Origin of the sequence: Virgisporangium aurantiacum (assembly GCF_016863635.1) — a bacterium.
Classification (GTDB): Bacteria; Actinomycetota; Actinomycetes; order Mycobacteriales; family Micromonosporaceae; genus Virgisporangium; species Virgisporangium aurantiacum.
This window is the reverse complement of the sequence record NZ_BOPG01000009.1, coordinates 255190-280424: the sequence shown is the minus strand read 5'-3', so window position 1 is coordinate 280424 and position 25235 is coordinate 255190. Positions and strand designations below refer to the sequence as shown.

Genomic DNA, 25235 nt, shown 5'->3' with positions numbered 1-25235 from the left:
GGACACCGCGAACGCTGGATGTTCCTCGTGTGCTGGCAAGGGCTGGAAGTACGTGACCACGAAGGCGGCCATCCGCTCAACTGCGGTGAGCTGCGAGTCGCCGGCGCCTCGCGAACGGCGTAGTTGCTTCGACTGCCAAGGCGCGGCGAGCAGGGTGACGCCTACGACGGCCAGGTCGGCGTGATGCTGGCACCGGGGCGGGTGACGAACAGCGACTTCTCCGGTTCGCAAGTCGCGCCCGTCTCGGTGCCTTCCAACGCTGAGGCGCCATCAACGGCGGGTGAGTCTTCGTCGTTCGAGGTGTTGAAGGGCCTCGGTCGTCGGCTGGCCGTCCGGCGGGAACAGCGCGGCATGACCCGCCAGGAGCTGGCCGACTGCGTGCACTACCCGGTGAAGGCCGTCAGCGACGTCGAGCACGGGTTGAAGCCGGGTCCTCGGGTCTTCTGGGCGCTGACGGACAGGGCATTGGGCGCGGACGGAAATCTGCTGGGCGACGCTGATCGCTGCCTGCTGATCTGGGCTGCCGCGATGCAGGACGAGTTGAGCCAGCATCATCACGCTGCCCGGAGGGCGGCTGGGCCGGGGCGGGCGATGCCGTCGCGGGCGCCGGTCGTGGATCGGGTGTTCGCGAACGAGCTGGGCGCGGTCTCGGTGCAGGGTCAGCGGCCGTCGGGGCTGCTGGCCACGGTCGAGCGGTGTCGCCCACGGACGGAGCGCGAGTTGGCGGCGCTCACCGATGCGGTCCGCCTTCTGATCCGCCGGACCGACTTCGCCGATCCCGAGATCTTCGCCGTCGTGTGGCAGGTCCTGCTGCGTCAGGACCCGCGTGAGGCCGCGTTGTTGAGCGCGGTCGCGATCGTCGAGCTGGCCCGAGCGCGGTTCCAGTCCAGGGTGCGGTTCTAGGGACGACGACCGCGGGCCGCGACAACTTTGATGAGACGGAGATCTTCACATGTCCACGTCGACCCGACGTTCTGTATCTGGGCGGGCTCCCGCTGTTTGTCCGCCGTGGTGCGATGCCGATCACGCTGACCCGGACGCGATTAATCACACGCGGTTGACCGGGGCCGTGTTGCGGGACCCCCACCTGAAGTCGGTCGCGGTCGAGATTGAGCTGGCCCGTAGCGGCAGCCGGCCACCCCGGATCGTGGTGTCGATCTTCAACCGGGACCCTTTGATGGCAATCTTCACCGACCTCGCGATCGAGGAGGCGCGTCGGGTGCATGCCGCACTCGGTGAAGCACTTCGCCTCGCCGACGAGACGGCCCGGTGACATCCGATGGGCGCGACTACCGCTGTGTACCTGGGTGCGGAGGCGGCTCGTCGAATCCGGGTCGCGCAGGTCGTGGTGGACGGGCATGCGATCGACGCGGCCACCGAGCGATGCGTGCGGTGCGCCGTGCCCGGTCCGTGTGAGGCGAGACGTGACGCGCTGGCGGTGCTCGGCTCCTACGGGCGGCTTCCGCGTCGGCGGCCCGGGGCGACCCGGCCGGAGGAGATTGTCATATCTGCCGGCGCGCCGTCGCGGTCGAGTGGTCCGTCGTTCGGCTGGTTGGGGCCGGTGACGGAGCAACGGGAACCGGTGACAGAGGACTCGGTTGGCGGTCGTCACCGTCAACCCGGGTTGTAGCCTGTGCGCACGTCTATTAACGTCTGGCTCCATCATGTTGTGGCATCCGTCAAGGGACGGTGACGTCGATGGCCCCTTTTGAGGCCAGAACACCCAAGTACATCCACGTTCTCAACACTCTGCGCCAGCGCATCGGGGACGGAACCTACCGGCCGGGCATGGCCTTGCCGTCGGAGAATCAACTCGCCGCCGAGTTCGGCGTCGCCCGAGCGACCGTGCTCAAGTCGCTGCAGTCGTTGAAACAGGACGGCTGGATCGAGTCCCAGCAGGGCAAGGCCAACTTCGTGCGAGGCCAGCCGACCGCGCGACGGACGGCGCCGGCACACACACGGGCCGCGCTGGAAGCAGACGAGTCGACGGCCGTCGAACTGCTGTCGGTGACGCCGGTGCTGGCCGAGCCACGGGTAGCCGCGCTGCTCAACATCGCGGAAGGGACGCCGGTCTACCGGCGCAGCCGTCGCACGGTCAGCGATGATGGGCCGATCGACCTGGTCACGATCTACATCCCGGTGGACGTGGCGGCGGGCTCCGATGTGGGCAAACCGGAACCGATCGCGGGGAGTCTGCTCGCGCATCTGGCTTCCCGTAAGGACATCCGTGGGGACTATGCGGTCGAGTGGACGACGGCCCGCCGGCCGACGCCGGAAGAGGCGGAGCTGCTGGACATCGGTAAGGACGACCCGGTCCTCGCGGTCATGATCGCCGCGTATACCGCCGCCGGCGACCCGGTGCTCGCATCGCTGCTGGTGCTGCCGGGTAGCCGGCACGAGATCGAGGACACCTACCCCCTCGCATAGCAGAACCACCTCCGACGCCCCGGTCCGAAAGGTCCGGGGCGTCTGTGTGTTCACCATCCGCAAACACCTATACGCATAAGCAACCGCCCTTGCTTGCTTGTGCGTCTAAGCAGTCGTACCGTTAGGTACAAGCTCACCGTTGTCGATGGAGGTCACACAGGTGGTTCCCAACTCGGTCCGCTACCCGGTGCCGTTCCCGTACGCGTTCCCCGCCGGCGCCCTATTCCTCGGCGTGGACAAGCAGGTCGACTACGACCGGATCAAGGAGGCAGACAACCAGGCCCGTGACGAGAACGGCGTGCTGCTCTGGGTCGTCACGATCATCGACCAGGACCCGCAGGCCGCCAAGTTCGGCCGCTCGCCGCAGGCCAAGGTGAAGATCGCCGCCCCGCAGCAGCCCGTCCCGCCGCCGGCGGTCGAGGTCGCGGGGATGTCGATCCGCCCGGTCGCGTTCGTCGACTTGACCGTCACCCCGTACAGCGACAGCAGCGGCTGCAAGGGCGACCGCACCCCGCACCGCTGTCGCGCCCGCCTCGCCTGGTCCTACCGCGCTTCGGCGATGGTCGCCCCGAGCGAGATTCCGGCGACGGCCAAGGCGGCGTAACCGCTGCGGTGCAACACATGTAAGGCCCCGTGATGCATCGCCAGGGACGGGCCCCTCCGGCTAGAGACTCGCCCGCCCCCGGCTTTCCCAACCCCTCGTCGAGAAGGCTGGAATGTCCACGCTACCGAACGCTGCCCCCGTCCCGTCGACCCCCGCCGAGCCCGTGCTCCCGGCGGACGCGTTCACCAGCACCGATCTCACGGAGATGCGGAACGCCGGGCTCATATTTGCCGGCGCGATCGCCGACATCTCCTTTCACCACATCACCGACCCCGGGTCCTGGTACTGCTTCGGCAACGCACCGGACGAGATGGCCCGCCTCCACGCCGCGCTGGACCAGATGGCCGAGGCCATCCAGGACGCCCGCGACTGGCTGACCGCCATCGAACGCCGCGTCCGCCGCGCCGTCGCCGGTCGAGGTGGTGCCAAGTGAGGACGCATCGCCGCACCGTCGCCGCGCTCGCCGCTCCCGGCGTCGACGCCGCCCGCACTCTCTACACCACCGTCCCCTCCGACGCGGTCCGCGTGGCGGCGCTGGTCGAGATCGCCGCTGCCGCCGCCGCGCTGGCCCGCACCGTGGTCAAGCTCCGCCGGCTGGATCCAGCGCTGATCGCGCCGCATGTCGTGGACCCGGTCGACCTGCGCGCCGTCCTCGGCCGGGGCCGGTGGCTGCCCACGATGACCCGACACGTCCCGGCTCCGCCAACCGGCCCGGTCGACCTGGCCACCCTCATGCCCGCCGCACTGCCCACCCGCCCGGCGAAGCGCGCCCGCCGCGTGGTCCGCCGTGTCGGGCGGCAACCGGAACTGCCGCTGTTCGCCGATCGAGACGGCGGTGACACGTGCCGCTGATCAACGTCATCCGTGGGGAGCGGATCGAGCCCGCGCCGTTCACCGTCCGCACCCCGTACCTGCGGGTGCCGCTGTGGCTGATGCTGGCCGGCTGGCTCTGCAAGGGCCTCTACCGCCTCGTCGTGGTCTACATCCGGTTCTGGTATGCCACCGTCCCGGCAACGGTGCTGGCGTGGCTGTATCACCGCTACGGCTGGCCCGGCCCGGTCATCGCGGTCGGCATCCCGACCGGACTGCTGACCGTGTGGCGACTGGTCGACCTGGCCTCGTTCCGCCGGTTCGCGTGGTGGCCGGTCCTCGGCCGCTGGCGGCGGATGCGCTACCGCCGGCACTGGCACGCCGCCATGGCCACCGCCAACCTCGCCGTCACCTTCAAAGAAGACACCTTCCTGCCGCTCCTCAAACGGGTACGCGTCGGCGCGACCGGCGACCAGGTCACCATCCGGATGATCACCGGCCAGATCCCGGACGACTTCGCCAAGGCCGGCGAACGCCTCGCCCACACCTTCGGCGCGATCGCCTACCGCGTCACCCCCGGCACTCGACCGGACCTCGTCGTCATGACGTTCCGCCGTAGTGACCCGCTCTCCGCGATCGTGCGGCCGTTGCCGGTCCCGGCGGCGCCGAACTTCAACGGGCTGCCGGTGGCGATGACCGAGGACGGCGACCCGTACCGGCTGCGCCTGTTCGGCACCCAGGTGTTGGTCGTCGGCGCGACCGGCGCCGGGAAGGGGTCGGTCATCTGGTCGTTCCTCCGCTCGGTCGCCGGCGGCATCTCCACGGGGCTGGTGGAGGTATGGGCGTTCGACCCGAAAGGTGGGATGGAACTCGGTGCGGGGGAGCGGCTGTTCGCCCGGTTCGCCTGTGAGGACTACAAGGCGATGGCCGACATGCTCGATGAGGCCTTGGCCACGGCTCGCCGGCGGGCGGCCCGGCTACGAGGTATCACCCGCCAGCACATCCCGACCGTCGACGAGCCGCTGATCGTCATCGTCATTGACGAGCTGGCCGCGCTCACCGCCTATCTGACCGAGCGGCAGTTGAAGGACCGCATCAAGGCCACCCTCGGCCTCCTCCTCACACAAGGCCGCGCGGTCGGTGTCCACGTCCTGGCCTGCCTACAGGACCCCCGCAAAGAAGTCCTGCCGTTCCGGAACCTCTTCCCCACGCGCGTCGGGCTGCGGCTGACCGAAGAGGCAGAAGTCGACCTCGTCCTCGGCGACGGCACCCGCGACCGCGGTGCCCTCTGCGACCGCATCCCACAATCCGCACCCGGCGTCGGTTTCGTGGTCCTCGACGGCGACCCCTCACCCGTGCGGGTGCGGTTCTCCTACCTCACGGATCCCGATATCCACGACCTCGCCAGCCGCTACGCGCCGGACGCGGCCAAGGAGGCGGCGTGAACCTGCACCGCGTCCGCTGGGCCGTCCGCGCCACGCTGATCCTCGGCGTCATCGCCTCCGTCGCCGCCAACATCCTCCACGCCAACCAAAACCCCATCTCCCAGACCATCGCCGCCTGGCCACCGCTGGCGCTCCTGCTGACCGTCGAACTCATCTCCCGCGTTCCGGTGCACCGCAGGGCATTGGCCGTCGTCCGGCTCGTCTCCACATCGCTCATCGCGGGCATCGCAGCGTGGGTCTCGTACGGACACATGGTCGGCGTCACCGCCCGCTACGGCGAAACCGGCGCCGCCCCCTACCTCATCCCACTATCCGTCGACGGACTCATCGTCGTCGCCTCCATCTGCCTCGTCGAACTCGGCGCACGCATCCGCGACACAGGCGAGTCGCTGGCGACCGTCCCGACAGGACAGTCCACACAGGACGAACCAACCAAACCCGTTACACACCAACAGCTCCCGACGTTGCCAGCGCTCGCGCTCGTTCGCACCGACAACGGAACGGAGCCACGGTGACCCTGACCGAACTACCGGTCCGGCCCGACTCTCGCGCGGCCCGGCTCGCCATGCCACGCGCTGTCGACGCCCTCAAGCAACTCGCGCAGGAACACGGCATCTGCGTCCGGCCGATCCTGCTGCGGCGCACCGATCTGACCACCGGCGGCACCCAGGTCATCGACCTGCCGTGCGGCGCCACCCGCGATGACAAATGCCCGCCGTGCGCCAAACGGGCGAGAAGGCTGCGGCAACAGCAGTGCCGGGAAGGCTGGCACCGCACCGACGAACCACTCCCCGAACCCGACGAACCGTCCGCCGGACAATGTGCGCTCATCGTCCTGCGGGCACACTTCGTCTTCGAACGCGGACGGATGGAGGAGGCGGCCCGCTGGGACCAGGTGGCCGACCTCGACGCCGCGATCGACGAAGTCGACCAAGCCATCACCGAATCCGGACTACGCGGCCGGCTCACCGCCCCACCGCCGGCGCCCGTCGACGCCGACGGCAACCCCCAGGAACACGAACCCGAACGCAAGACCCGACGCACCCGCTCAACGAAAAGGCGCCAGGACGCTCCGGACCTACCTCGGCACAAGGTGAACCCGTCGACCCTCGGCCGGCGGTTCACCGGCCGCGACGGCACCGTGTTTCAGCCGTCCACGTTCCTGACGCTGACCCTCGACAGCTACGGCCGCGTCCGCAACGACGGCACCCCGGTGGACCCCGACACCTACGACTACCGGCGCGCGGCCTGGGACGCCGTCCACTTCCCAGCCCTGCTCGACCGGTTCTGGCAGAACGCCCGCCGAGCCGCCGGCGCCAACCTCCAATACTTCGGCGCTGTCGAACCCCAACGACGGCTTGCACCACACGCCCACTTCGCCATGCGCGGCACCATCCCGCGTGACCTCATCCGCCGCATCGCCGCAGCCACCTACCACCAGGTCTGGTGGCCACCCACAGACGAAGTCCGCTACCCCGACCACCACGCACCCAGCTGGGACACCGACGCCAAGGCCTACGTCGACCCCGACACCAGGGAACCGCTCCCATCCTGGGATCAGGCCCTCGACGCCCTCGACGAGGACGAGACCGCCGAACCGGTCCACGTCACCCGGTTCGGACCACAGGTCCACGCAGAGGGCGTCCTCGCCGGCACCAAGCAGGCCGACAAGCTCATCGGCTACCTCACCAAGTACCTCACCAAGTCCGTCGACTCCTGCCACGCCGTCGAGACCAACGCCCAGCGGGGGCACCTCGAACGCCTCTGGCACGAACTCCGGTACGTCCCATGCTCACCCCGCTGCGCGAACTGGCTCCGCTACGGCGTCCAACCCAAGAAGGCCCGACCCGGCCAGCACCCCGGCAAGTGCAAGGCCAAGGTCCACCAGCGGACCACCCTCGGCATGGGCGGCCGGCGCGTGCTCGTCTCCCGGCAGTGGTCCGGCAAGACCCTCGCCGACCACCGCCACGACACCCGCGCCTGGGTCCGCTCCCTGCTCGGCATCACCACCACCCACGACCAGGTCGATGCGGTCGACGCGCCCGAGCTCGGCAAGCCGGCGCCGGTCGCCTGGGAGATGGCCCGCCCGGACGACCCCGACGTCGCGCCCCTGCAGCTCCGGCTCCTGCGAGCCGTCTCCGCCCGCATCCAGCAACGGGCCGAGATCCGGGCCGCGCTCGACAAGGCCGCTCAGGACCGAGATGGCCCCGACAAGTGACGACGAAGGGACTGGTTTGGAAGGCACGTCGCGTCCGCCCTTGTACCGCCCGATTGAAGTCGCTCGCCTGCTCGGCTGTTCCGAATGGTGGGTGAAAGAGCAGGCCCGCAAGCGCCGTATCCCGTTCTCCTGGATCGGCGGCAGCTACCGCTTCACCGACGACCACGTGAACGCGATCGTCGAGATTTTCGAGAAGCAGCCGACCTTCAGCGCCACGCCGGTGCCGCGGAAGCCAGCTACCCAAGGACGACCCGCCGAATCGGCAGACGCGACACAACTCAAGGCGCGGGCTCCCCGCCGACTCCGAAGCGCGAGCAATACAGCCGCCTAACCAGAAAGCAGGAAACGGGTATGGGATTCCCGGAGAACGCTGGAAGCTACTGGCGTGGGCGGTACTGGTCGGCAAACGGCAAGAAGGAGACCGTCCGGGATCCGGTGACGGGTCGGCCGGCCCGTTTCGACTCCAAGCGCGACGCCAAGCGTGCCGCTGACCTCGCGGAAGCCAAAGATGCACAGCAGGCCGAGCAGTCACGCCCGGGACCGGCCGACCCCAACATCAAGTTCGGCGACTACGTGCGCTCGTGGTACCAGGGCCAGGACCTGGCCCGATCAACGATGCAGAACTACAAGCGCCACATCGAGAACCATCTGCTTCCAGCCTTCGAGGAGGAAACGTTCCGGCAGATCCGCAACAAGGACGTGAAGGAGTGGGAGAAGAAGGAACGGGAGGCCGGATACGCCCCGGCGAGTATCAAGACCTGGCACGGCACGCTCCACCTCATCTGTGCCGATGCGCTGGAGGAGGGCGTGATCGACGTCAACCCGGCTGCGACCCGGCGCGGACGCGGAAAGCGCGCGGGAAAGCATGCCCAACGTGGGCCGGAGAAGGTCATCGTCTCCACCATGGAGCTGATCCTCCTTGGCGAACGGGCAAGCCTCCTGTCCGGTCGAGACGACGAGTTCGTAGCAGTGGTGACGAAGGGAACCACGGGTTGCCGCTGGGGAGAGCTTGTCGGCCTGGAGACGAAGTACGTCCGCCCTGCGAACATCCGCGTCGAGTGGCAGCTCTACGAACTCGACACCGGCGAGTTCATCCGCTGCCCACCCAAGGACGACTCCTACCGGACGATCGACACGCCCGACTTCCTCTCCCGCCTGATTCGAGAGCACATCAACCGGACGCAGCCAAAGCCGTGCCCATGCCACGGGCACACGTACGTGTTCAGGAGCCACCGTCCGGCAAACGGTGCGGCGAGGACGCCAGGCGTGAAACTCGTCGACGTGGCGCGGGCCGCCGGCGTGTCGACCGGCACAGTGTCGACGGTGTTGAACCGGCCCGAGGCCGTATCTCTCAGCAACCGCGAGAAGGTCATGAAGGCGATCGCGGAACTCGACTACGTCCGTGGCGGGCCGGCCGTCCGCGAACTCGCCTCACACTGGCGGCGGTCCGGCTTCGCGTCGTGGATCTTCCAGCCGGCAGCCACCGGCTCGTACCCGCCGGTCGGTGGTCGAGCGGCAAGGCCCGTGCCGATCCTCGGCAAGCCGTGGCCCGGCATCCCGGCCCGAGGTCGAGGCGCCGCCGCACGCGCCGAGGCGTGCTGGCTACCGATCGCCCCAGGGCTGACCCCGCACGGACTACGGCACTCCCACAAGACCGAGATGGACGAGATGGGCACCCCGAAGCGCCTCAAGGACGACCGCATGGGTCACCTCGACGGATCCGTCGGCGCCCGGTACTCCCACATCACCAACGCCATGCGCCAAGCACTCTGCGACGGCCTCACCCAGCGCTGGGAAGCGGCACTACGCGCTCGGAAGGCGATGGCACCGAGATCCGCCGTCGCCGTTCTTGATCGCCTGCTGCAGGCCCTGTGATGAGGTCTGCCCCAAAACCTGCCCCAAGAATGCCCCGCAACAGCATCAGAGCCGGTCCCCGAGAAACGGAGACCGGCCCTGAACTGCTACTTCATCTGTCGGGGTGGCCGGATTCGAACCGACGACCTCTTCGTCCCGAACGAAGCGCGCTACCAAGCTGCGCCACACCCCGAGCGTGCCGAGCAATACTAGCCCACCCCCCGCACGGGTCAAACTCGATACCCCGCGGGGTCGCCGAGGAACGCTGCCAGCCTCTGCTCATACCCCGCCGGGTCGACGTTCCAGGATCGGACATGGCCGCCGCCGGTGGTCTCGATCAGGGCGGCTCCGGAAGCGGCCGCGAACGCGCGGGTGGGCGAGGGGTCGACCACGCGGTCGTCGCCGTCGAGGAAGACGAGGGTGGGCACGGGAGGCTGGTAGGAGCGGAAGTCCAGGGATGCCAGTTTCGTGCCGATGCGCTGCTCGATCAACCGCATCGCCGACCAGGTCAGGGGTGCCGGCAGGCGGCGTTGGGCGGCCTGCATGCGTAGGGTGGCCGACCAGTCGACCACGGGGCAGTCGAGGATCAGGCCGGCCACGCCGGGGATCGCATCGTGGCGCAACGCGTTCAGGGCTACCGCTCCGCCCATCGACCAGCCGTACAGCACGATGCGCTTCGCGCCGGCCGAAACGGCGTAGGCGGCGGCGGCCTTCAGGTCTTCCCACTCGGTCGCGCCCAGGTGGTAGTAGCCGTCGGGGCTGGCGGGGGCGCCCAGGTCGTTCCGGTAGGAGATCACCATCGTGGTGACGCCGGTCGCGGCCAGGGTCGGCAGCACGCGGAGCGCCTCGACGCGGCTGGCGCCGCGGCCGTGTACGCCGATGACCCACGTGTCGGATCCTGGCAGCACCCAGGCGGGGAAGTGGCCCAGGTCGCCCGGCACGAAGACGGACGTGAACGGCAGGCCGTGCACCGACCGCGGGTCGCCCTCGTAGATCGATCCGCTGGTGTACGCCCGCAGCCCCGGCCGCAACTCACCCCGCAGCACCGACGTGACCTCGCGGACCACCAGGTTCCGCTCGACGCTCACCACGTCGCCGAGGATGGCGTGGCCGCCGCGCCAGGCCAGGCCCAGCGGGATCGGCCGCTCGGTGTCTTCGGTGCGCGAAAGCTCGATCAGGGAACCATCAACGGATCGCACGAGAAGCGGATACCAGCGAGCCGGCGTCAGCACCTGGGTCGCGAAGAACAGGCCGGCGCCCGCGGTGCCCGACGGCAGCAACACTGCCAGCCCGGCGGCCCCGAACGCCAGGCCGTAGCCGACGCGCCGGGGCCACCGTCGTAACGGGAGCGCTTCGGCCGTCACCGTGACACCAGCGTCAGGATCGACGCCTCCGGCGGGCACGCGAAGCGCACGGGCGCGGTCGGATGTGTCCCGAGGCCCGCGCTCACGTGCAACCACGACTCTCCATACCGGTGGAGCCCCCGGGCCATCCGCCGGGGCAGCTCGCAGTTCGTGGTGAGTGCCCCGTAGAACGGCACGCAAACCTGCCCGCCGTGGGTGTGCCCGGCGAAGATCAAGTCGAGGCCGTCGGCCACCATCGGGTCGAGCACCCGAGGCTCCGGCGAGTGCGTCACCCCGAAATGGAGATCCGCCGAAGGCTCAAGAGCAGCGGACACGTACCTGTCGCGGCCGATGTGGGGGTCGTCGACGCCGGCCAGCTCTATCGCGCGTCCACCCGCTTTGAGAACGCCGCGGGCGTTGTTCAGCTCGAGCCAGCCGGCGGACAGCAGCCCCGCGCGGAGATCGTGCGCCGGCAGCGGCGGGCCCTCGATGTGCTTCCGATCCCGCCGAAGGTAGCCGAGCGGATTCTTCAGCACCGGCCCGAAGTAGTCGTTCGACCCGAACACGAACGCGCCCGGGAATTCGAACAAGGGCGAAAAGGCCCGCAGCACCGCCGGCACGGCGGAAACGGAGGCCATGTTGTCGCCCGTGACGATCACAAGGTCGGGCTCGAGCGAGGCGAGCGAGGAGACCCAGCGCTGCTTCCGCGTCTGCGCCGGCGTCATGTGCAGGTCACTCAGATGGAGGACCCGCAACGGAGCCGCACCGGGCGGGAGGACCGGCACCACGACCCGGCGCAGCCGGTACCAGTTGCGCTCCACCAGGCTCGCGTACGCGGCCACGCCCAGGCCGAGACCAACGGTGCCGGCAGCCAAGGTCCTCAAGCGCATCCCGCAAGATTAGCTTTCAAACCCGCTCGCCATCGTCGCCTGTCCGACGGTACTTTCCGGCCATGTCCACAATGAAGGCGCGACTGGAGACGGATCTCCGCGCCGCGATGAAGGCCCGCGACGAGCTCGTCACGTCCACGCTCCGCATGGCGCTCACGGCCGTGAAGGCGGCGGAGGTCAGCGGCAAGGCGGCCCGCGAGCTCTCCGACGACGAGGTGCTCGGCGTGCTCACCAAGGAGGCGAAGAAGCGGCGCGAGGCGGCGGTCGCGTTCGCCGACGCGGGGCGTGACGCGCTGGCCACCAAGGAGCGGGCCGAGGAGGAGGTGCTCAGCGCCTACCTGCCCGCCCAGCTCTCCGACGACGACCTGCGCGAGCTGGTCGCGGGGGCGCTCGCCGCCGGCGGCTTCAGCGGGAAGCAGGGCATGGGCCCGGCCATGAAGGCGGCCCAGGCCGCGGTGGCCGGCCGCGCCGAGGGTGGTCGAATCGCGGCCGAGGTCCGCCGGCAGCTCGCGGTTTGAGCATTTTATTTATGACGGCGTGAGCGCGGCCCGGGCAGCGCGGATCGATCATGCAGCGACCCCCCAGGTAATGCACCTGGGGGGTCGCCTGTTTGTCCGGTTCTCCGGTGTCAGTCGTTCGGGCAGAGCCAGGGGAGCTGGGCGCAGCGCTGGTTGTCGCCCGGTCCGCCGCCTCCGCGTCCGCCGCCTCCGCCGCCGGGCGGCGGGCTGGCACCGGCCCCGCCACCGGCCGACGGGATGATCACGACGACGCCGCCCTTGACGGTGCTGCCTTCGGGATCGGTCTTCGCCGCGGTGCCCCTCGGGCACTCCGACGCCTCCGCCGAGCCGATCTCGACCTGGAAGCCGACCCGCTGGAGCTTGTTACGGGCGTCTTCGATCGAGTTGCACTTGACGCTCGGGATCGACTGCCGGGTGCCGAAGGCGATCTTCTGGCTGGGCTTCTCGAACCCCTGCTGCGGCTTTCCGGCCATCGCGTCGCGCATCGCGTACTCGACCGCGTCGTTGACGCCACCGGCGTGCTCGAAGCGCTCGTTGGTCTGCGGCCAGTCGGGGTCGGTGAAGAATCCGGCCATCGTGAGCGACTTGGTGGAGACGATCAGCGTTGCCGACTTCTCCTTGTCGGTGGTGCCGGTCTTGCCGAACACCGGGTGCTTGACGATGCCGCGGATGCCGCCGGCGGTGCCGCCGCCGCACTTGCCGTAGGCCGACTGGTCGCCCAGCGGGCACCGGCCGGCGTCGACCGCGCCGCGGGCCACGTCGGGGTCGACGACCTGCTTGCACGTGGGCTCGGCGCCCTCGAGCTTCTTGCCTTCCTTGTCGCGGAGTTCCAGCAGCGGCATCGGGCTGCAGTACTTGCCGTCGGCGGCCAGGGTCGCGTACGCGTTGGCCATCTCCAGCGGCGTCTGCGCGGTGACGCCGAGGGTGTAGGCGCCCCACTCGTGTGCCGCCTTGGCGAGGTTGGCGTCTTCGGTGTTGTGGAAGGACAGGCCGAGCCGCTGGGCGACGTCGACCACCTTCTCGGTGCCGATGCGCTCCTGCAGCGGCACGAAGTACGTGTTCACCGACTTGCCCAGGCCGGTCCACATGTTCACGACACCGGCCGACTTCTTGCCGGAGTTCTCCGGGCAGTAGAAGTGGGTTCCCGGGCAGGCCGCCGGGCTGCCGTCGTCGATGATGTACTTCGACTTGTACGGCGAGACCGCGTTGATCGGGTAGTCGAGCGGCAGGCCGCGTTCGAGGGCGGCCACGATGGTGAACATCTTGAACACCGAGCCGGCCTGGTAGCCGTGGATGTCGCCGCCGGCACTCAGCAGCGGCACGGTGGTGCGCGGCCAGTTGCCCCTGATCCCCTGGTTTCTCTTGTCGGGGTTCGTGTTGGGGCCGTTCTGGCTGTTGTCGTTGCTGAAGATGCGGTTGACCGCCATCGCCTGCACCCGGCCGGTGCCCGGCTGCACGCCGGTGAGCATCATCGCCTCGGACGCCTTCTTGCTCTTCATGACGTTCGTGACGCTGGACTGCGCCGCCGCCTGGGCCTGCAGGTCGAGCGAGCTGATGATCTTGTAGCCGGCCGAGCGCAGCTTGTTGAGCCGCTCGTAGCTGTCCTTGCCGAACTTCGCCTGATCGGCCCACCAGCGCACCAGGTAGTCGCAGAAGAAGCCGGCGTTCAGGTCGGGCCGCTGCACCTGGGCGCAGCCCTCCGGCGTGCGCTTGTTGACGAACGTGAGCGGCGTCGCCTTCGCCTCGTCGGCCTGCTGCTGGGTGACGTAGCCCATCTTCACCATCTGCGGCAGCACGTAATTGTCGCGCCGCTCGATGGCCCGGGGCTGCTTCCTCGGGTCGGCCGGGTCGAAGTCGCTCGGCGCCTTCACCAGGCCGACGAGCAGCGCCGCCTCGCCGAGCGTGAGGTCCTTCGCGGTCTTGCCGAAGTAGACCTGGCTGGCGGCGAAGATGCCGAACGCGCCGTTGCCGAAGGACGCGATGTTCAGGTAGCGCTCGAGGATCTGGTCCTTGCCGAGCTTCTTCTCGATCGCGAGGGCCCGCTTGATCTCGGCGACCTTGCGGGGGCCGGTGTCTTCGGTGGCGGCGACGACCTCGGACGGCGTCTTCGCCGAGTACGAGACCACCTGCCGCACGTACTGCATGGTCAGCGTCGAGGCGCCCTGGGTGTCACCGCCGCGCTGGTTGTTGACGAACGCGCGGGCGACACCCTTCATGTCGACGCCGTTGTGCTGGTAGAACCGCGAGTCCTCGGAGGCGACCATGGCCTTCCGGACGACCTCGGCCATCTCGGTGAGCGGCACGTCGCGGCGGTTCTCGTCGTACAGCAGCGCCAGCAGCGTGGCGCCGTCGTTCGCGTAGACCTCGGAGATCTGTGGCGAGGGGAGCACATCGACATCGGCCGGCAGGCTGTCGAATGTGTCGGCGCCCGCTTTGGCCGCCAGACCACCCATAGCTACGGCGGGAAACGCCGCCGCAGCCACCACCAAGCCTGCGAGCAGCCCGCATACAAGGAGCGACGCTCCGTTTGTAAGCAGGCTGTGATCGCGATTGCGCATCCACTTCACCGCCCCAGGGTACGTGACCTCATCGACGAGGCCGCGTCCTGAGTGGACGCCCCGTCGTTGGGATAGACGCACGGATGCACGCGGTTGGTTGGTCCTCAGGAGTCAATTCTCCGCCACATCTGGATCAAAAAACGGGCTTTACCGGCCAATCACCCAGAGGGCTGGAGTTTGGCCAACCGTCGGGATGACCCTCCACTGACGGTTGGCGGAGAAGAAAACGGCGGTTAACCTGGTGCAACAGCGTTGCGTAGTCGAGTGATTACAGAGCATGATGGCTCTACGGGGCCGGAAGTCATGGGACAGACAGCTTCGTCCGTTCGGGGCATTGTGCGGCCTGGCTTGACCGGGATCGGGGGGATCGGACCCGGTTTAGACCCAGCCGTCGCGGAACGCCCACGAACGTACTTGGGGGAGTACTAGGGGGGATAAGCGAGCATGAGCATGGTCGTCGACTGGCCGAGCCTGGCTGCGTGCCGGAACGGGGACCCGGACGCACTGTTCGTGCAGGGCGCTGAGCAGAACGTTGCCAAGCGCATCTGCCGCAGCTGCCCGGTGCGGATGGAGTGTCTGGCGGATGCGCTCGACAATCGGATCGAGTTCGGGGTCTGGGGCGGTATGACGGAGCGTGAGCGGAGGGCCCTGTTGCGCCGCCACCCCAACGTCACGAGTTGGCGGCGCACCTTCGAGGCCGCGATGCGTGACCGAGGCCTGGACAAGCCCCTCAGCGAGAAGGAACTGGTGAACGCCGGCTCCGTATAGGTTCCACCCGGCGGCGGGCTCTGCGTCAGCAGAGCTCGTCGCCGATTCGCCGAAGGCCGTCCAGGTCGTGGATGTCGGCGGCCTGGGTGGCTGCCGTCGCGACGGGCACGTGGGGATGCTCCAGCTTGAAGCGGGCGGCCTCGGCGGCCTGGCGCTCGGCCTGCTCGGCCAGCGTCGCGTGGACGCGCAGCAGGTCAGCTATCGGTGACGTGAGTTCCTCGGCCGCCGCCCGGGCGGCCGCCGCCGAGATGGCCGGCGCCGACACCGTGGTCATCCGGTTCAACACCAGCCCCGCCAGCGGCATGTTGTCGTTGGCCAGCCGGCCGGCGAAGTACGCCGCCTCCCGCACCGCGTCGGGCTCGGGCGTCGCCACCAGCAGGAACGCGGTCTCCCGGTCCTGCAGCACGCGGTAGGTCTGCTCCGCGCGGGCGCGGAAGCCGCCGAACATCGAGTCGAGCGCCGCCACGAAGCCGCTCAGGTCGGCCAGCAGCTGGGTGCCGAGCACCTTCGTGACCGCCCGTCCCACCACGCTGAACGACGCCGACACCAGGGTGAACACGCTGCGACCACCGGCCCGGGCGGGCGCCAGCAGCATGCGCAACATCCGCCCGTCGAGGAACCGGCCCAGCCGGGCCGGCGCGTCGAGAAAGTCCAGGGCCGACCGCGACGGCGGCGTGTCGACGATGATCAGGTCCCACGCGTCGCGGGCCCGCAGCTGGCCCAGCTTCTCCATGGCCATGTACTCCTGCGTGCCCGAGAACGTCGAGCTCATGGCCTGGTAGAACGGGTTGGCGAAGATCTCCTCGGCGCGCTTCGGGTCGGTGTGCGCGAGCACCACGTCGTCGAAGGTGCGCTTCATGTCGAGCATCATCGCGCTCAGGTCACCCGCGGCCCCGGCCACGCGGCGGGGGGTGTTGTCGAGCTCGGTGAGCCCGAGCGACTGGGCGAGGCGCCGGGCCGGGTCGATCGTCAGCACCACGGTGCTGCGTCCGTGCTTCTCGGCCGCCCGCAACGCCAGCGCGGCGGCCGTGGTGGTCTTGCCGACACCGCCGGCTCCGCAGCAGACCATGGTGCGGATCCCCGGGTCACCGAGGATCAGGTCGAGGTCCAGCTCGGGGCTCTCCGGACTGTCAGACTGCACATTGCGAGGGTATCCGTCGGATCACCGGGTCTGCTCGGCCGAGGAGCCGCATCACAGTGCCCGAGCGAGCCCGTCGTGCAGAAGCGCCGCGAGCCGGTCGAGGCCGTCGCGGGTCACCCCGCCCGCCTGCGCGGGCAGTTCGATCACGGGCAGCTCGAAGGCGTCGAGCCCGGCCCGCAGCTCCGTCTCGATCTCCAGCCGCGTCTGGTGGGCCCTGCCCTCGGCGACCAGGCCGGCCACGGTCTCCCGGTCGGCGGGCAGGCCGGCCGCGACCAGTCCCCGCTTCACCTCGGCACCGGTGACCTTCACGCCGGCGAGCACCGGCGGCCGGGTGGCGTTGACGATCACCCGCCCGAGCGGGATGCCGAGGTCGGTGAGCTCCGCCATGGCGTCGGCGCTCTCCTGTACCGGCATCTCCTCCAACAGCGTCACCACGTGCACCGTGGTCATCGGTGAGCGCAGGATCGCGGCGACGCCCTCGCTCTGCGTCTTGATCGGGCCGACCTTCGCCAGCCGGGCGGTTTCGGCGGTGACGTTGAGGAACCGTCCGATGCGACCGGTGGGCGGCGCGTCGAGCACCACGGCGTCGTAGACCCGGCGGCCGTCGGCGCTGCGCGTCACCGCCTCCTTGACCTTGCCGGTGAGCAGCACGTCGCGCAGCCCGGGCGCGATCGTGGTGGCGAAGTCGATCGCGCCGATCTTGCGCAGCGCCCGCCCGGCCACGCCGAGCTTGTAGAACATGTCGAGGTACTCGAGCAGCGCTTCCTCGGCGTCGACGGCGAGCGCCCGCACCTCACCGCCGGCCGCGGTCTTGGCGACCCGCCGCTCCTGGTAGGGCAGCGGGCCGAGCCCGAACAGCGGGGCGATGCCCTGCCGCCCCTCGACCTCGACGAGCAGGATGCGGCCGCCGTCGGCGGCCAGCGCGAGGGCGAGCGCGGCGGCGACGGTGGTCTTGCCGGTGCCACCCTTGCCGGTGACCACGTGCAGCCGGGCCGGCCAGCCGACCCCGCGCCCGTTGGAACTCATACCGCCAACCGTAGCTGTCAGCCGGCCTTGATCTCGCAGACGAGCCAGCCGTCGTCCTTCACCGTGGTGATGGTCAACTTCTGCTCGGCGGCCCGGTCGTCGCTGGTGCTGAACCGGACGGTGACGGCTACCGTGGCGGTCTCCTTGCCGGAGTTCTCGACCTTCGGCTCGTCCCAGGTGAACTGCGGATCGCGGTTGAACTTCGTGGCGTAGGCCTTGACCTCGTCGACCTTCTTCGTGATGTCGCCCTTGTCACGGGCCGACGAGCAGACGTAGCGGGCCGCCTTGGTCGCGTCCTTGTCCTTATATACAGCGGTGAGGAAGTTGGTGGCCGCCGCGGTCGGATTGGCCTGCCCTTCGCCGCCCGAGCGACCGAAGATCAGGAACGCGGTGATGCCGCCGCCGGCGATCACGACCAGCACCACCGCCGCGATCAGGCTGATGAGCAGCGTGCGCCGGCTGCGCGCGGGTGCGGGCGCGCCCGGGTAGGCGCCGGTGGGGTCGGGCCCGTAGCCGGCACCGGGATAACCGCTGGTGGGCGCGGGGAAGCCGCTGGTGGGGTAGGCGGCCTGGTTCGGGTCGTAGGGGGCGCCCGGTTGCCCGAACTGGCCGCCCGGCGGTGGTCCGTACGGCCCGCCCGACGACGGCGGAGGTCCGTAGGGTCCGCCCGAGGAGGGCGGCGGTCCGTACGGGCCGGCCGGAGCCGGCGGCCCGGAAGCGGGCGGCGGCGCGTAGGGCCCGGCCGGCGGTCCCGACGCCGGCGGCGGCGAGTACGGCCCGGCGGGTGGCCCCGACGCCGGTGGCGAGTACGGCCCGGCCGGCGGTCCCGACGCCGGCGGCCCGTACGGCCCGCCGGACGACGGCGGTGCCGAGGTCGGCTGCCCGTAGCCGGGCTGCTGGCCGGCGTTCGGGTCGTACTGGCCGGCGTTCGGGTCGTACGGCGGCTGCTGCGGTGGCGGGGGGAAGCCCTGGTACGGCCCACCCGACGTGGGCGGCTGGCCCGGCTGCTGGCCGTACGGATCAGCCGGCGGCGGGTACCCGGGTGGCGTACTCATCTGTCCGTTTCCTTTCAGTGAACTCTGAAGAGCTCGTGATTGGATGTCTCGCCTTGCGGCGGGACGGTCCCGGTCTTGCCCGCAGGCGCGGTGCCGGGTGGACGCTTCACGGCCACCTGCCCCGTGGTCGGGATCTTACGGTCGGCTCCACGTCCGTTCCAACCTTGCGGTTGCGGGTACACGGCCACTCCGGTACCCGTGATGCTGGCGAGTGCGGCGAGGTTGCGGGACGCGTTGAGATCGCGGTCCAGCCTCATACCGCATGCGGTACATACGAATAGTCGGACATGCAGCGGCAGTTTGGCTTTCACTGCGCCGCAGCCCGAGCAGATCTTGCTCGACGGATACCACCGGTCGGCCACGACCAGCCGGCCCGCGTTCCACACGGTCTTGTAGGTCAACTGCTGACGGATAGTGGCGAATCCGCAATCGGAGATGGCGCGGGCCAACCGCCGGTTGCGGACCATACCTGCCACGTTGAGGTGCTCGACCACGACAGTGCCGTAGGTAGCGGCCAGCCGCGAGGTGAGTTTGTGTAGTCCGTCGTGGCGACGGTTGGCCACCCGAGCATGGGCGTGGCAAAGTTCGGCCTTGGCTCGAAGCCACCGTTTCGACGGCTTCTGACCGGTGCGCCGGTCGGGCCCGATACGCCGGGACAGGCGGCGGGCGGTGCGTCGCAGATGCCGGCTCGCAGCGGCCAGATGCCGCGGGTTCGCGATCGTCTCGCCGGTGGACAGTACTGCCAGTTGTGACACGCCGACGTCGACACCGACGACGGCGTCCGGCCGGGCTGGAGTGCGTTCCGCCTTGTCGACTTCGCAGGCAAACGACACGAACCACCGGTTGCCGTCGCGCTTGACGGTGGCGGACAGGACCCGCGCCGTGCCGGCCTCGATGCGACGGGCCAACTTCCGGGCTGACTCGTGCAGCCTGAGCATGCCGAGCCGAGGCAGGGTGACGTGCCGACGGTCCGCCTCGATCCGAATCGCGCCGGTGGTAAAGGTGCACGACAGCGGGTCGCGGTGCTTCGATTTGAAGCGGGGGAACCGCACCGACGGACCCTTACGCTTCCCGGACTTCGAGTCCCGCCACGCATCCAACCCGCGGACCAGATTGCGGATCCCCGAGGTCAACTCACCGGTCGCGATGCCGTAGGAACGTTCGGCCTCCCGCTGATCCAGTTGCATCTTGACCAGGCCGAGTGCCCAGTTGAAGGCCTTCCGCGACGCCCCTGCGTGGGACACCAGTGCCCGCTGCTGGGCCGGGGTCGGATCGAGCGCGAACCGGTACCCCTGGTTGACGATCACGGTGGGTCCCACCCAATCACCTGTCGATGGGCTTGCAACTCCTCGGGAGAGTGTGGGGGTCAGCGTATCCCGCGTCGCCCACCCGATAAGGTCTCGGTTATGCAGAAGTGGGAGTACGCCACCGTGCCGTTGCTGGTGCACGCCACGAAGCAGATCCTCGACAACTGGGGTGAAGACGGCTGGGAGCTGGTCCAGGTGATTCCGGGTCCGAACTCGGAGAACCTGGTGGCCTACCTGAAGCGGCCGTTGCCCAACCCCGGAGACGCCCGATGACCGATCCCTTCGCGCGGCTCGCCGAACTCGGTCTCGAACTGCCCCCGGTCACCGCGCCGCTGGCGGCGTACGTGCCGGCCGTGCAGACCGGTAATCACGTCTACGTGTCGGGCCAGGTTCCGATCGCCGACGGCAAGGTGCTCGCCACCGGCAAGGTCGGTGCCGAGGTCACCACCGAGGAGGCCGCCGCGCTCGCCCGCCGGTGCGCGTTGAGCGCGCTGGCCGCGGTCGACGCGCTGGTCGGCCTAGCCCGCGTGGTGCGCGTGGTGAAGGTGGTCGGCTTCGTGGCGGCGGCGCCCGGCTTCACCGACGTGCCCACGGTGATCAACGGTGCCAGCGAGCTGTTCGGCGAGGTTCTCGGCGAGGCCGGCCGGCATGCCCGGAGCGCGGTCGGCGTGGCCGAGCTTCCGCGGGGCGTCCCGGTCGAGGTCGAGGCGATCTTCGAGGTCGAGGCGAGCTGAGAGTTCGCTGAGAGCGCACTGTCGTTGATCCTGCAGTTTGCCCACCGCAAACCACAACAAATAACCGCGAAACCGGGCAACGAGCCAGCAAGATCGGCGTTCAGGGGGGCCACGGGCCGCCGATCGGACGGCAGCGGCGTCATCTCGCGCCCGTAACATCGCTGGCATGGTGGGCCACGTCACCGCGCCTGCGGCCGCTCTGCTCGACTCGTTGCCCTCATGGGCGACGCTCGTGCGGGCGCCCAACGCCGGGCCGATGACGCTCGACGGCACGAACACCTGGCTGCTGCGTGCCCCCGGCAGCGACGCCGGCTACGTGGTGGTCGATCCCGGCCCGCTCGACGAGGGTCACCTGCAGGCCGTCGCCGCCCACGGCCCGGTCGAGTCGATCCTGATCACGCACGGCCACTTCGACCACACCGAGGGCGTGCCGCGCCTGGCTGAGCTCACCGGCGCTCCGGTGCTCGACTTCGACGGCACGTTCGAGGCCGGCGGCCTCACCGTGCAGGCGATCGACACGCCCGGCCACACCGGCGACTCCGTCTGCTACGTCGTCAACGACGAGGCGGTGCTCTCCGGCGACACCATCCTCGGCCGCGGCACCACGATCGTCGCCTGGCCCGACGGCGACCTGGGCTCCTACCTGGCCAGCCTCGACACGCTCCGCCGGCTGGGCGCGCTGCCCGTGCTGCCGGGTCACGGTCCACCGCTGGCCAACTGCGCCGCGGCGGCCGTTTATTACCGGAACCACCGGGAAGCACGCCTGGAACAGGTGCGGAGTGCGGTCGCCGCCGGTGCCGAGGAGCCGATCGACGTGGTCCGCACCGTCTACGCCGATGTCGACGAGGTGCTGTGGCCGGCTGCCGAGGCCACGGTGCGGGCCCAGCTCGCCTACCTGAAGGAACGGGATAGACCGTGACGTGCCCGGTCTGCGGAACCGTCGCGGTGCCAGGGGCGCGGTTCTGCCACAACTGCGGATCGGCGCTGCCGGCCGCCGCGTCGTTGCCGGCCACCGAGCGCCGCGTCGTCACCGTGCTGTTCGGCGACCTGTCGGAGTTCACGGCGTGGGCCGAAGACACCGATCCGGAGCGCGTGGGCGCGGTCACCGACCGGGTGCTCGCCGCGCTCGCCGGCTCCGTGCGCACGTTCGGCGGGCACGTCGACAAGCTCACCGGCGACGGCATCATGGCGGTCTTCGGCGCGCCCGTCGCGCATGAAGACGATGCGGAGCGCGCCGTGCGGGCGGCGCTGTCGATGCAGCGCGCGGTGCGCCGGGTCCTCGACGACGAGCGCGGCGGCGGCGCGCCGCTCGGGCTGCGGGTGGGCCTGAACACCGGTCCGGTGGTGGCCGGCGTGCAGGCCGACATCGAGTACACGGTCATCGGCGACACGGTGAACACCGCGGCGCGCCTGGCCGACGCGGCGGCGGTCGGCGCGGTCTACGCCGGCGCGACCACCTCGGCCGGCACCCGGCACATCGCCTCCTGGCGGGGGCTGCGGCCGCTGCGGCTGAAGGGCAAGCGCGAGCCGGTGGCCGCGTTCGAACTGCTGGGCCTGCTCGACGCACCCGGCACCCGGTCCGGCATCGGCGACGAGGCGACGTTCGTGGGTCGCGAGCCCGAGCTGGCCTGGGTGGCGAGCCGGCTGGCCGACACCATCGACCGGGGCGAGCCGCGCACGCTGGTGGTCACCGGTGAGGCGGGGCTGGGCAAGACCCGGTTCGCCGGCGAGGTCGAGCGGCTGGCCGCGGGTTACCCGGTGGCAACCGGCGGGTACGTCGTGCCCTCCGGCGCGCGGGTGCTCACCGTCCACTGCGCGGCGTTCGGTGAGCTGAGGCGGTTGGCTCCGCTGGCCGACCTGGTGCGGGCGGCCATCGGTCTGCCGGCCGACGGCGCCCAGGTGGGCCGGGCCCAGGCCGAGGAGCGGTTGCGGCGGCTGGTCCAGCGTCTCGAGCGCGGCCGGCGGCGCGACTCGCCCGGCGTCGCCGTCACCCAGCTGCTGACCCTGCTGGGATACGGCCGCGGCGAGGACCACGGCCCCGACGACGGGTACGCGTTGACGCGCGACGGCCGTCCCGCCGGTCCGGGTGACGACCTCGACCTGGAAGCCACCCCGGCCGCCGTCGCCGAGCTGCTGTCGGCGCTGGCCACCGAGAGTCCCCTGGTGGTGATCGTCGACGACCTGCACGACGCCACCGCCGAGACGGTCGACGGGCTGGCCGCCACGCTCGAGCGGCTCACCGGTCCGGTGCTGGTGCTCATGCTGGGCCGGCCCGAACTGGTCCGCACGGCCGGCATCTTCACCCGGCTCGCCGACGCGGAGGTCTACGCGCTGCCGCCGCTGCGCGGTGCCGACGCCGCCCGCCTGCTCAGCGCCTACCTGTCCGGGGGGCGGTTGAGCGCCGCCGACACCGACAAGCTGCTCGCCACCGCCCAGGGCAACCCGTTCTACCTGGCCGAGCTGATCACGCTGCTGCGCGAGCGCGGCGCGCTCACCAGCATCGCGGTGCCCGAGCACGGTCCGGCGCGGTCGCACGGTCCACTGTGGAGGCTGACGTCCGGCTCGCTCGGCGGCCGGCTGCTCTCCCGCGACCTGGCCGCGGTGCTCGCCGCCCGCATCGACGCGCTGCCGCCCGACGCCCGTGCGGTGCTCCGCGACTCGGCGGTCGTCGGCGACACCGTGCCGGCCGGCGCGGTCGAGTCGCTGCAGCAGGCCCGGTCGATGGCGGCCCGCCGGCCGGCGGCCGTGGCGGCGGTCGAACTCGAACGGGCCGTCGACGAACTGCTCCAGCGCCGGATGCTGCGCCGGGTACGGGGCGGGTACGCGTTCGCCACCCCGCTGCTGCGTGAGGCGGCCTACGCCGGAATCGGCAAGAGCAACCTGGCCGAGCGGCACGCCGCGCTGGTGCACTGGGCGATCGGCGGCCCCGGTCGCGGCGACGACGCGTTCGTCGCCGAGCACGCCGAGCGGGCGTCCGCGCTCGCCGAGGTGGTGCGGCTGCGGCCCGACGCGCCGGCGCGGGCGGTGGCCCCGATCGGGCTGGCGGCGCTGGCCCGGCTGGCCGAGCGGGCGCTCGCCGGTGGCGAGCCGGCGCAGGCGGCCCGGTACTCCGAGCGGGCGGCGGCGCTGGGCGGCGGCCTGCTGTCGGCACCCCAACGGCTGGTGCACGCCCGGGCATTGTTGCAGCTGGGACGCGTCCCGGATGCTCTTCAGTACGCGGAGAAGATTGCCGCCAATGCGACCGATGCCACGGTTCGCGCCGGTGCGCTGCTGCTGGCCGGACGCGCGTACGAGGCGAACCGGGAGCTCGACCGGGCGCGGGCCGCCTGGAACGAGGCCTTCGACGCGGCCACCGCCGCCGGACTGCCGGGTGAGCGGGCCGCGGTGCTGCGCCGGCTCGGCATGGCCGACTACCGGGCCGGCCACCTCACCGAAGCCACCGAGCGGTTCCGGTCGGCGAACCAGATCGCGGTCGCCGCCGGCGACCGGCGCAACGAGGCCTGGTCGTTGCAGGACCTGGCCTGGGTGACGGTCACCCGCGGTGACTTCGTCGGCGCCGACGTCTCGATCCTGCGGGCCGCGCGGCGATTCGCCGAACTCGGCGATCCGGTCGGCCGGGCCTGGCTGCGCGGCACCACCGCGTTCGCCCGCCTGCTCGCCGGCCGGCTCGCCGAGGCGCGGCGGCTGGCCACCGCGTTCCTGCCGTTCGGGGAGCGGGTCGGTGAGGTGTGGGCCGTCGGCACGTTGCGCGCCGTCGGCGCCTACGCGGCCGCCGAACTCGGTGACCTGGCCGAAGCCGACGCCGCGGCGCGGCGCGCCTTCCGCGACTTCGAGGCCGCCGACGACGACTGGGGACGCGGGTTGTCGCTGGTGGTGCGCGGCGTGGTGGCCCGCGGGCTGGGCGAGCCGGCACACGCCCGAGACCTGCTCGACGACGCGTACAACTGCGCGACGCGCACCGGGCACCCGCTGCTCATCGGCATGGCCGGCACGGTGCGCGGGTTCGTGCACCTCGATCTCGGCGACCCGGTGGCCGCCGCGGCCGACGCCGACCTGGTGCTCGACCGGATGCGGTCACACAACGTGCTGCCGGCGACGCGGGTCGGGCCGCGGGCCCTGCGTGCCCTGGCCGACCTGGGTGCCGGCGACACCGGCAAGGCGCTCGCCGAACTGGGCGACATCGCGGCGGCCGCGGCCGAGCCGTCGCTGCTGTTCCCGCGCCGGCAGGCGGTGGCCGGGTACGCGCAGGCGCTGCTCGCCGCCGACCGGCCGACCGACGCGCTCTGCTGGGCCCGCCGGGCCGTCGACCTGCCGGCCGAAGACGTCCGCAGCCGGGTCGTGGCCGGCCGGGTGCTCGCCGCCGCGCTGGCCGCGGCCGGTGACCGGGCCGAGGCGTTGACCGTCGCGGCATCAGCCGTGCGCGAAGCGTACGGAACGCAGCAGATCTCGGAACGGGTTGCCGCCGACGCGACACTTGCCGCTGTCGGCTGAGTTACCGATCTGGCGTACGTTGTCAACGTGACCGCCGAGCGGGTAC

General features: G+C 70.6%; 22 protein-coding genes, 1 tRNA gene and 1 pseudogene. 16 read left to right on the top strand and 8 right to left on the bottom strand.

Translation table 11 applies throughout. The annotated features are described in order from the left end of the window. Window positions 1–201 precede the first annotated feature (201 nt). The 10 genes and pseudogenes from Vau01_RS64565 (at window position 202) to Vau01_RS07075 (ending at window position 9379) form a co-directional block, all read left to right on the top strand. The gene (locus tag Vau01_RS64565) at window positions 202–903 is read left to right on the top strand and encodes a helix-turn-helix domain-containing protein (RefSeq protein ID WP_203988416.1); all 702 of its coding nucleotides are present in this window, start codon (window positions 202–204) and stop codon (window positions 901–903) included. Between the two features lie 154 nt (window positions 904–1057). Then, window positions 1058–1273 (top strand): hypothetical protein, encoded by a 216-nt coding sequence (locus Vau01_RS07115; protein WP_203988414.1) that lies wholly within the window; start codon window positions 1058–1060, stop codon window positions 1271–1273. 425 nt (window positions 1274–1698) lie between these two features. Continuing rightward, on the top strand, window positions 1699–2427 hold the full coding sequence (locus Vau01_RS07110; protein ID WP_203988413.1) for a GntR family transcriptional regulator: 729 nt from the start codon (window positions 1699–1701) through the stop codon (window positions 2425–2427). 145 nt (window positions 2428–2572) lie between these two features. Next, window positions 2573–3031, top strand: coding sequence for a hypothetical protein (locus tag Vau01_RS07105; RefSeq protein WP_239151374.1), 459 nt, complete (start codon window positions 2573–2575; stop codon window positions 3029–3031). Window positions 3032–3143: 112 nt separating this feature from the next. Beyond that, window positions 3144–3464: a hypothetical protein gene (locus tag Vau01_RS07100; RefSeq protein ID WP_203988412.1), complete on the top strand. Its 321-nt coding sequence runs from the start codon at window positions 3144–3146 to the stop codon at window positions 3462–3464. Then, the gene (locus tag Vau01_RS07095) at window positions 3461–3883 is read left to right on the top strand and encodes a hypothetical protein (protein ID WP_203988411.1); all 423 of its coding nucleotides are present in this window, start codon (window positions 3461–3463) and stop codon (window positions 3881–3883) included. Before Vau01_RS07100 ends, Vau01_RS07095 begins: the two co-directional genes overlap by 4 nt. After that, window positions 3874–5286, top strand: a complete 1413-nt coding sequence (locus tag Vau01_RS07090) for an FtsK/SpoIIIE domain-containing protein (protein WP_239151373.1) — start codon at window positions 3874–3876, stop codon at window positions 5284–5286. Before Vau01_RS07095 ends, Vau01_RS07090 begins: the two co-directional genes overlap by 10 nt. After that, a pseudogene (locus Vau01_RS63220) lies at window positions 5283–5661 on the top strand (DUF2637 domain-containing protein); the annotation flags it as partial. The gene Vau01_RS07090 and the pseudogene Vau01_RS63220, both read left to right, overlap by 4 nt. Window positions 5662–5851: 190 nt before the next feature. Continuing rightward, window positions 5852–7504 carry a replication initiator gene (locus Vau01_RS07080; RefSeq protein ID WP_239151399.1) on the top strand — a complete coding sequence of 551 codons (1653 nt, stop codon included), beginning with the start codon at window positions 5852–5854 and terminating at the stop codon, window positions 7502–7504. 351 nt (window positions 7505–7855) lie between these two features. Next, complete coding sequence (locus Vau01_RS07075) at window positions 7856–9379, top strand: LacI family DNA-binding transcriptional regulator (protein ID WP_203988667.1); 1524 nt, start codon at window positions 7856–7858, stop codon at window positions 9377–9379. Between the two features lie 98 nt (window positions 9380–9477). Here the strand turns inward: Vau01_RS07075 and Vau01_RS07070 are convergent. The 3 genes from Vau01_RS07070 to Vau01_RS07060 all read right to left on the bottom strand — a co-directional run bounded on the left by Vau01_RS07070 (window position 9478) and on the right by Vau01_RS07060 (window position 11591). After that, window positions 9478–9551 (bottom strand) — tRNA-Pro (locus tag Vau01_RS07070). A 37-nt stretch (window positions 9552–9588) separates the two neighbouring features. Beyond that, window positions 9589–10722, bottom strand: a complete 1134-nt coding sequence (locus Vau01_RS07065; RefSeq protein ID WP_203988409.1) for an alpha/beta fold hydrolase — start codon at window positions 10720–10722, stop codon at window positions 9589–9591. Then, complete coding sequence (locus tag Vau01_RS07060; RefSeq protein ID WP_203988408.1) at window positions 10719–11591, bottom strand: metallophosphoesterase; 873 nt, start codon at window positions 11589–11591, stop codon at window positions 10719–10721. The genes Vau01_RS07065 and Vau01_RS07060 overlap by 4 nt, the downstream gene beginning before the upstream one ends. 62 nt (window positions 11592–11653) lie before the next feature. Here Vau01_RS07060 and Vau01_RS07055 point away from each other — a divergent pair, with 62 nt between their 5' ends. Continuing rightward, complete coding sequence (locus Vau01_RS07055; protein WP_203988406.1) at window positions 11654–12109, top strand: GatB/YqeY domain-containing protein; 456 nt, start codon at window positions 11654–11656, stop codon at window positions 12107–12109. Window positions 12110–12219: 110 nt separating this feature from the next. Here Vau01_RS07055 and Vau01_RS07050 read toward each other — a convergent pair whose 3' ends face one another. Then, entirely contained in the window at window positions 12220–14562 is a 2343-nt protein-coding gene (locus tag Vau01_RS07050; RefSeq protein WP_239151372.1) for a transglycosylase domain-containing protein, read from the bottom strand. 549 nt (window positions 14563–15111) lie between these two features. Between Vau01_RS07050 and Vau01_RS07045 the strand changes: the two genes are divergently transcribed. Continuing rightward, window positions 15112–15435 carry a WhiB family transcriptional regulator gene (locus Vau01_RS07045; RefSeq protein ID WP_203988403.1) on the top strand — a complete coding sequence of 108 codons (324 nt, stop codon included), beginning with the start codon at window positions 15112–15114 and terminating at the stop codon, window positions 15433–15435. Window positions 15436–15460: 25 nt separating this feature from the next. On the opposite strand, the gene bagB is transcribed toward Vau01_RS07045, so the two are convergent. The 4 genes from bagB to tnpB form a co-directional block, all read right to left on the bottom strand. Further along, window positions 15461–16504, bottom strand: a complete 1044-nt coding sequence (gene bagB, locus Vau01_RS07040) for an ArsA family ATPase (RefSeq protein WP_203988665.1) — start codon at window positions 16502–16504, stop codon at window positions 15461–15463. A 123-nt stretch (window positions 16505–16627) separates the two neighbouring features. Then, window positions 16628–17602, bottom strand: a complete 975-nt coding sequence (gene bagA / locus Vau01_RS07035) for an ATPase BagA (protein WP_203988402.1) — start codon at window positions 17600–17602, stop codon at window positions 16628–16630. Window positions 17603–17619: 17 nt separating this feature from the next. After that, entirely contained in the window at window positions 17620–18657 is a 1038-nt protein-coding gene (locus tag Vau01_RS07030; RefSeq protein WP_203988401.1) for an Rv0361 family membrane protein, read from the bottom strand. Between the two features lie 14 nt (window positions 18658–18671). Next, window positions 18672–19976, bottom strand: a complete 1305-nt coding sequence (tnpB, locus tag Vau01_RS07025; protein WP_239151371.1) for an IS607 family element RNA-guided endonuclease TnpB — start codon at window positions 19974–19976, stop codon at window positions 18672–18674. A gap of 87 nt (window positions 19977–20063) precedes the next feature. On the opposite strand from tnpB, the gene sp36 reads away from it, so the two are divergent. The 4 genes from sp36 to Vau01_RS07005 all read left to right on the top strand — a co-directional run bounded on the left by sp36 (window position 20064) and on the right by Vau01_RS07005 (window position 25189). Continuing rightward, window positions 20064–20237, top strand: a complete 174-nt coding sequence (gene sp36, locus Vau01_RS07020; protein ID WP_203988400.1) for a Sp36 family protein — start codon at window positions 20064–20066, stop codon at window positions 20235–20237. Further along, on the top strand, window positions 20234–20698 hold the full coding sequence (locus Vau01_RS07015; protein ID WP_203988399.1) for a RidA family protein: 465 nt from the start codon (window positions 20234–20236) through the stop codon (window positions 20696–20698). The genes sp36 and Vau01_RS07015 overlap by 4 nt, the downstream gene beginning before the upstream one ends. A 166-nt stretch (window positions 20699–20864) precedes the next feature. Then, the gene (locus Vau01_RS07010; protein ID WP_203988398.1) at window positions 20865–21617 is read left to right on the top strand and encodes an MBL fold metallo-hydrolase; all 753 of its coding nucleotides are present in this window, start codon (window positions 20865–20867) and stop codon (window positions 21615–21617) included. Then, window positions 21614–25189: an adenylate/guanylate cyclase domain-containing protein gene (locus tag Vau01_RS07005; RefSeq protein ID WP_203988397.1), complete on the top strand. Its 3576-nt coding sequence runs from the start codon at window positions 21614–21616 to the stop codon at window positions 25187–25189. The genes Vau01_RS07010 and Vau01_RS07005 overlap by 4 nt, the downstream gene beginning before the upstream one ends. Window positions 25190–25235 lie beyond the last annotated feature (46 nt).

What these genes read in the sequence shown, in the direction of transcription:
- Vau01_RS07110 (WP_203988413.1), top strand. Translation starts at nt 1,699, where the DNA reads ATGGCCCCTTTTGAGGCCAGAACACCCAAGTACATCCACGTTCTCAAC.
- Vau01_RS07105 (WP_239151374.1), top strand. Translation starts at nt 2,573, where the DNA reads ATGGAGGTCACACAGGTGGTTCCCAACTCGGTCCGCTACCCGGTGCCG.
- Vau01_RS07100 (WP_203988412.1), top strand. Translation starts at nt 3,144, where the DNA reads ATGTCCACGCTACCGAACGCTGCCCCCGTCCCGTCGACCCCCGCCGAG.
- Vau01_RS07080 (WP_239151399.1), top strand. Translation starts at nt 5,852, where the DNA reads ATGCCACGCGCTGTCGACGCCCTCAAGCAACTCGCGCAGGAACACGGC.
- Vau01_RS07075 (WP_203988667.1), top strand. Translation starts at nt 7,856, where the DNA reads ATGGGATTCCCGGAGAACGCTGGAAGCTACTGGCGTGGGCGGTACTGG.
- Vau01_RS07060 (WP_203988408.1), bottom strand. Translation starts at nt 11,591, where the DNA reads ATGCGCTTGAGGACCTTGGCTGCCGGCACCGTTGGTCTCGGCCTGGGC.
- Vau01_RS07055 (WP_203988406.1), top strand. Translation starts at nt 11,654, where the DNA reads ATGTCCACAATGAAGGCGCGACTGGAGACGGATCTCCGCGCCGCGATG.
- Vau01_RS07050 (WP_239151372.1), bottom strand. Translation starts at nt 14,562, where the DNA reads ATGGGTGGTCTGGCGGCCAAAGCGGGCGCCGACACATTCGACAGCCTG.
- Vau01_RS07045 (WP_203988403.1), top strand. Translation starts at nt 15,112, where the DNA reads ATGAGCATGGTCGTCGACTGGCCGAGCCTGGCTGCGTGCCGGAACGGG.
- bagB (WP_203988665.1), bottom strand. Translation starts at nt 16,504, where the DNA reads ATGGTCTGCTGCGGAGCCGGCGGTGTCGGCAAGACCACCACGGCCGCC.
- bagA (WP_203988402.1), bottom strand. Translation starts at nt 17,602, where the DNA reads ATGAGTTCCAACGGGCGCGGGGTCGGCTGGCCGGCCCGGCTGCACGTG.
- Vau01_RS07030 (WP_203988401.1), bottom strand. Translation starts at nt 18,657, where the DNA reads ATGAGTACGCCACCCGGGTACCCGCCGCCGGCTGATCCGTACGGCCAG.
- sp36 (WP_203988400.1), top strand. Translation starts at nt 20,064, where the DNA reads ATGCAGAAGTGGGAGTACGCCACCGTGCCGTTGCTGGTGCACGCCACG.
- Vau01_RS07015 (WP_203988399.1), top strand. Translation starts at nt 20,234, where the DNA reads ATGACCGATCCCTTCGCGCGGCTCGCCGAACTCGGTCTCGAACTGCCC.
- Vau01_RS07010 (WP_203988398.1), top strand. Translation starts at nt 20,865, where the DNA reads ATGGTGGGCCACGTCACCGCGCCTGCGGCCGCTCTGCTCGACTCGTTG.